Annotated in this window: 3 protein-coding genes; 1 reads left to right on the forward strand and 2 read right to left on the reverse strand. The window is 61.3% G+C overall.

All coding sequences use genetic code 11. The features are described from left to right. Positions 1-3,861, forward strand: a 3,861-nt coding sequence (locus LBK75_11875; protein ID MDR1158977.1) for an InlB B-repeat-containing protein, incomplete at its 5' end; no start/stop codon positions are given. Positions 3,862-3,940: 79 nt separating this feature from the next. On the opposite strand, the gene LBK75_11880 is transcribed toward LBK75_11875, so the two are convergent. After that, positions 3,941-5,152, reverse strand: a complete 1,212-nt coding sequence (locus LBK75_11880) for an ATP-binding protein (GenBank protein MDR1158978.1) — start codon at positions 5,150-5,152, stop codon at positions 3,941-3,943. Positions 5,153-5,213: 61 nt separating this feature from the next. Beyond that, positions 5,214-5,411 (reverse strand): hypothetical protein (locus LBK75_11885; protein ID MDR1158979.1); only part of this gene is annotated, 198 nt, incomplete at its 5' end.

A 5,411-nucleotide genomic window follows, 5' to 3' on the forward strand; every position in this document is an offset into this window, starting at 1 on the left:
GCCAACGAGGGGCTAGACTATCACCACGACTTCGCCGCCTACCCCGGCTACCTGCCCGAGGGGAGCCGCACGATCCCGGCGTACGCGCCGGCCGGCCGGCTGTCTTCCACCTGGTACAAGAGCACGGAGGATATGATAGGCGCCAGCGAGGACCATCCCCCGGCCTCCTATCTGTATCCGGACTATGACGCCACAGGCAACGACAATCTGAGCAACATGAACGGCACTGTCAACACCGGTCTGCTCACCTACGACATCATCAAGGGCGAGCGCACCTATCAGTATTTCAGGGGAACGCCGCTGTTCGCGTTCGGCTACGGCCTCACGTACACGACGTTTGCCTATTCCGACGTGACCGTGTCCGCCGTCGCCGCGGATGGCACGTTCACCGTCTCTGGCACCGTGACAAACGTCGGCGGCGTCACCAGCGACGAAGTGGTACAGGTGTACAGCTCTTTCGCGGGTCCTTTCTCGCGGATTCAGCAGCCAATCAAACGCCTGATCGCCTACGACCGTCTCCCGGCCATCGAGCCGGACGAGACGAGAGACTTCAGCTTCGAAGTGGATCTCAGGGACAAGCTGGGCGTGTGGGACGTGGAGAGCGGTCGGTTCATCGTGGAGATCGGCCGTTACACCATCGTGGCGGGCGGCAGCTCCGCCGTGCACGCGGCCGCCCGCAACAGCGTCGTGTTGGATGTCACCGCGACCAACGGCGGCACGGCGGCGCCGGCGCGCAATCTGGCAAAACTCACGCTGGCCGAGAACTTCGACGACTATCTGATCTACAACCCCGGCAGCGGCGCATTGGGCGTGGTGGACACCGTCGAGTTCATCAGCTCCTCGGTCGACTACGACTCGAACACAGCCGTCCAGTTCCGCCGCAACGGCACCTGGCTCGCCTTCAAGAACGTCACATTCGCGAGCGCCCCCGCCATGCTGACCGTGCGCGCGGGCGCCGAGAAACCCGGCGCGCTCACGGTGTACGCGGTCTTCGCCGGTGTTGCGCTTAACACCGCTACTCCCGTCGCCAACTTCGCGCTGACGGACACCCGGCCAACCGGCTCCACATACGGCGAGGCGGGCATCGGCCCGGCGGGCGTCTACCCCGGTACCCCGGCGGGGCAAGAGACCCAGAACCGCTACTTACGTCCGGAACTGCGGACGACGGCGGTCTCCGCCGCAAACCTCAACGCAAACACCGCCTATGACATCTATGTCGTGGCGGAGAAACGCGGCACCGTTCTCGAGTGGCTGAAGTTCGGCGCGGCGACCGACAACGTCGCCGCCGGCGTCGCAATTTCCCAGGTCTACTCGCAGGATTCCATCCGCGAGCAAGGCGGCGCCCTGGCGCTGCGGGCCGACCTCACGCCGGTCACGTCCACACAGCCTGTGACCTGGACCGTCGCCTCGACGGACGGTACGCCGACCGCTCTCGCGACAATCGACCCCGCCGCCGGCGTGCTCACGGCCGCCGGAATCGACAACGGCACGGTGCGCGTGACGGCCGCGGCCGGCACACGGACGGCCACCAAGGATATTCTGATCACAAACCAGCTCGACGCCGACAAGACGACATTTGATACCACCGTCCCGGATCCGGCCAATCCCCAGGGACCGCCGCGGTCCGTCTCCCTCACGCGGACGGTGGACTACATGCTGATCCGCTCGCTGAGCGTGACGAGTTTCGTCTGGGACGGCGACGTCATCAGCCGCTCCACCTATTGGGACGCAAGCGACAGCATCTCCCGCCACCAGGGTGCGCTCCAGCAGACGGCCGTCTTCAAAGCGCTGTTCAGTGAGTCCGACGGCAATTATGTGGCGACCGATTCCTACCTTGCGCTGCCGGGCGATGCGGTGACCTGGTCGGTGGCAAACCGCGCCGGTACGGGGCCCGCGCTCGCGACGATTGACGCCGCGGGTCTGCTGACCGCCACAGGTGAGGACGACGGCGACGTCGTGGTCCGCGCCGTGCTGAAGAGCAACACGGACATCGTCTCCGAGCGCGTGATCCGGCTGCAAAACCAAACCCCGAAGGACGCCTTTAAGATCATCGAGGCCGAGAACTGGGACGCGGCGAGCGCCGGCACCGACACCACGGGCAGCGCCTATGTGGCGGACGGCAACGAAATCGGCGTCTACCAGGACGCCGCGGCGACGCGGCTCGCACATCCGTCCCTGTCGGAGACGGATCCGACGCCCCCGGCCGTTCTCACCTATAAAAACGTCGACTTCGGCGGAGGCGCCAGCATCTTCCAGCTGCGGCTGGCCGCCGACGCGGCGGCCACCGTGGAACTGTGGATCGACGCGGCCGACACGGTCGACGGCGGCACCCGGATCGGTACGCTGGCCGTCACGCCGACAGGCGGCGACAACTACGCGAAATACGAAACCCTCACCGCCTGTATCACAGAGACCGCCGGCGTCAAAGATCTGTACTTGAAGGTTTTCCCCACCACACCGACTGGCATGGCGACGCTCCGGCTGAGCCGCTTTCAGTTCGCTGACATATACACTGTGACGTTTGACTCGGCGGACGGCAGCGCGGTTCCCAGTCAAGAAATCCTGCACGGCGCCTCAGCGTCCGATCCGGGCGCGCCCACTCGTCAGGATTACTTTTTCGACGGCTGGTACACAGCGGCGGCGGCCGGAAGCATATGGACCTTCGACAATCCGGTGACTTCGGATCTCACTCTGTACGCGCATTGGACTAAGATACACATCGTGTCCTTTGTCGTGACAAACAGCAACGACCGGTTCCCAAGCCAGCAAGTCCTGCATGGCGCTCCCGCCGCCGATCCGGGCACACCCGCCCGGGTGGGCTATGAGTTCGGCGGCTGGTACACGGCGGAGGCCGGCGGCAGCAAGTGGAACTTTGACGATCTGGTCACTGCGGATCTCACACTGTACGCGCGTTGGCTTGAGATCATCGACAGCGGCGGCCGCGGCGGCCCTCCCGCTTCGACCCCCGCCACCTATCAGGTAACCTTTGACAGCCAAGGCGGCAGCGACGTGGCGACGCAGTCGGTGGCGCGCGGCGGCGCGGCGAAGAAACCCAGCGATCCGACGCGCTCCGGGTCCGTTTTTGCCGGTTGGTACACAGACGCGGCGGGCACAGCCGCCTACAGCTTCGCCACACCCGTCACAGCGTCAATCGCACTGTACGCCAAGTGGACGGTGGAAGGAGCGCCTGCGCCTGACACACCCGATGTGCCCAGCGGGCCGCTGGATGGTTTCTCCGACGCGGGCCAAGTTTCCAGTTGGGCCGCCGAATTTGTGGAGCGGCTGGTGGCGGCGGAGATCATCTCCGGCCGCCCGAACGGCACCATCGACCCGAAGGGCAACGTGACGCGCGCCGAGTTCACCAAGATGATCGTGTTGGGCCTGAGACTGGAGGCCGGCGAAGCGCCCAAGTCCTTCGCGGACGTGGCCGCGGGCGACTGGTTCAAGAGCGTCGTCGACGCCGCCTCCTCGCGCGGGATTGTGCTCGGCGTCTCGGAGACGGCCTTTGCCCCGAACCGCACGATCTCCCGTCAGGACCTGTGCACCATCGTCTACCGCGGATTGGTCGCGCAGGAGATGACGCTTCCGGCGCTCGAAGACGACGGCGCGTTCCCGGATGAGGCGCAGATCGCGAGCTACGCGCTGGACGCGGTGAAAACGCTGAAGCAGTTGAACATCGTCACCGGGCGCAGCAGCGGCGCCTTCGACCCGCGGGCGTACGCGACGCGCGAGGAAACCGCGAAGATCATCTGCGGCGTCATCGACACCATCGCTTCGGCCTCAGCGCCCGCTTCCACGGAGCCCGACTCCACGGAGCCTGCTTCTACGGAACCCGACTCCACCACGGAGCCTGCCACATAAGTACAAGGCACGCAAGCGCAAATTGTTTAAATATCCAGTATTTTGAAAACGAGAGAGGCGCAACGCGTCCCTCTCGTTTTCAAAATTCATCCGACAACAGGAAGTCCGCGACGTGCATGGTCTTGATACCCTCGTAATTACCGCCTGCAAATTCATCCGTGCGGAGCACATACTTCGGGTAGTTGTCGCGTATGCAGAGCAGTCTATTGTATTCCCGCTGCTCCGTCTCTGGGGTGTCAATTCGCTGCGCGACTTGAACATACAGTTTGTCCGCTTGACGGGTCGCCACAAAATCAATCTCCCCGCTTGGCAGTTGCCCAATACAGACGTCATATCCCCGGCGCAGCAATTCAAGGCACACCATATTTTCAAGCATCGCCGCCACGCTGTCGGGAGTATAGCCCAACACACTGTACCGCATGGCGGGGTCGCTCACGTAAAACTTCCCCTGCGTTTTGAGGATCTCTTTTCCCTGTATATCATACCTGGAACAGCGGTGCAGGATGAACGCGCTCACCAACTTGTTCAAATGGTTGTAAATCATCTCGTTGTCGACAGTGCGGCCCTCATTTTTTAAATATTTCGAGATGGACGAGGCCGAAAAGGTTCTGCCAATGTTGTCAAAGGCAAACCGCACGATCCGTTCCAGCTGGTCCACTTTTCGAATCTGGCTGCGCCTCACAATGTCGGTGAAGATTGTGGCGTTGTAGATGTCCCTGACAATGGTGTAAGCTTCCTCAAGCGTATATTCTTTCAGGTGAATGGCTGGGAATCCGCCATAGCGCAGATACCGCGCAAATTCACTGTACACGCTGTCCGTCTTTCCGTATTCGCCGCGAAACGTCAGATACTCTTCGAACGACAGCGGAAAGATGCGAAACGAAATATACCTGCCCGTCAGGTAGGTGGAGATCTCCGACGACATCGTGCGGGAATTTGAGCCTGTCACGTAAATGTCTACATCGAAGTCGGTCATAAAGGAGTTGACGGCTTTTTCCCAATCCTCCACCTCCTGTACCTCGTCAAAGAACAAATACGTCTTCCCGCCGCCAGTCAACCTACTCTTCAGCCGGTGATAGAGCAAACCGGCCGTTTTGATGTCCTCGTGTTCCAGGGAATCGAAATGGTAGACAAGGATCCTGTCTTCAGAGACCCCGCGCGCGCGGAGTTGATCTGCAAGCATCTTCAGGATGGTCGATTTGCCGGAGCGCCGAACGCCGGACAGCACCTTGACAAAGGGCGTATCTACATACGCCATGAGCTTCTCAATATATCGAGGCCGCAAAATCACGCCGCTCACCTCCTCCCAAAAAGCATACCGCAAAACAGTTCTGTCGTCAACTGTTTTGCGGTTATGTTTGTATATTTATCTTGTGGTGCGACATTTTTGCGATCATATTTTGCAATCTTTCGGCGATTTTTCCACTTGTCACCATGAGTTTTACGCGTCTTTGTACTATAAATCCAGTTCGGCCTTTGGTTTTGGTGGGCGCCCCCGCTTGTGCTTGGGTTTTTGTTTCGATGTGTAGGCTGGCGCGCAACCTTTCGGT

This window comes from Oscillospiraceae bacterium, from assembly GCA_031265355.1.
GTDB lineage: Bacteria > Bacillota > Clostridia > Oscillospirales > UBA929 > JAIRTA01.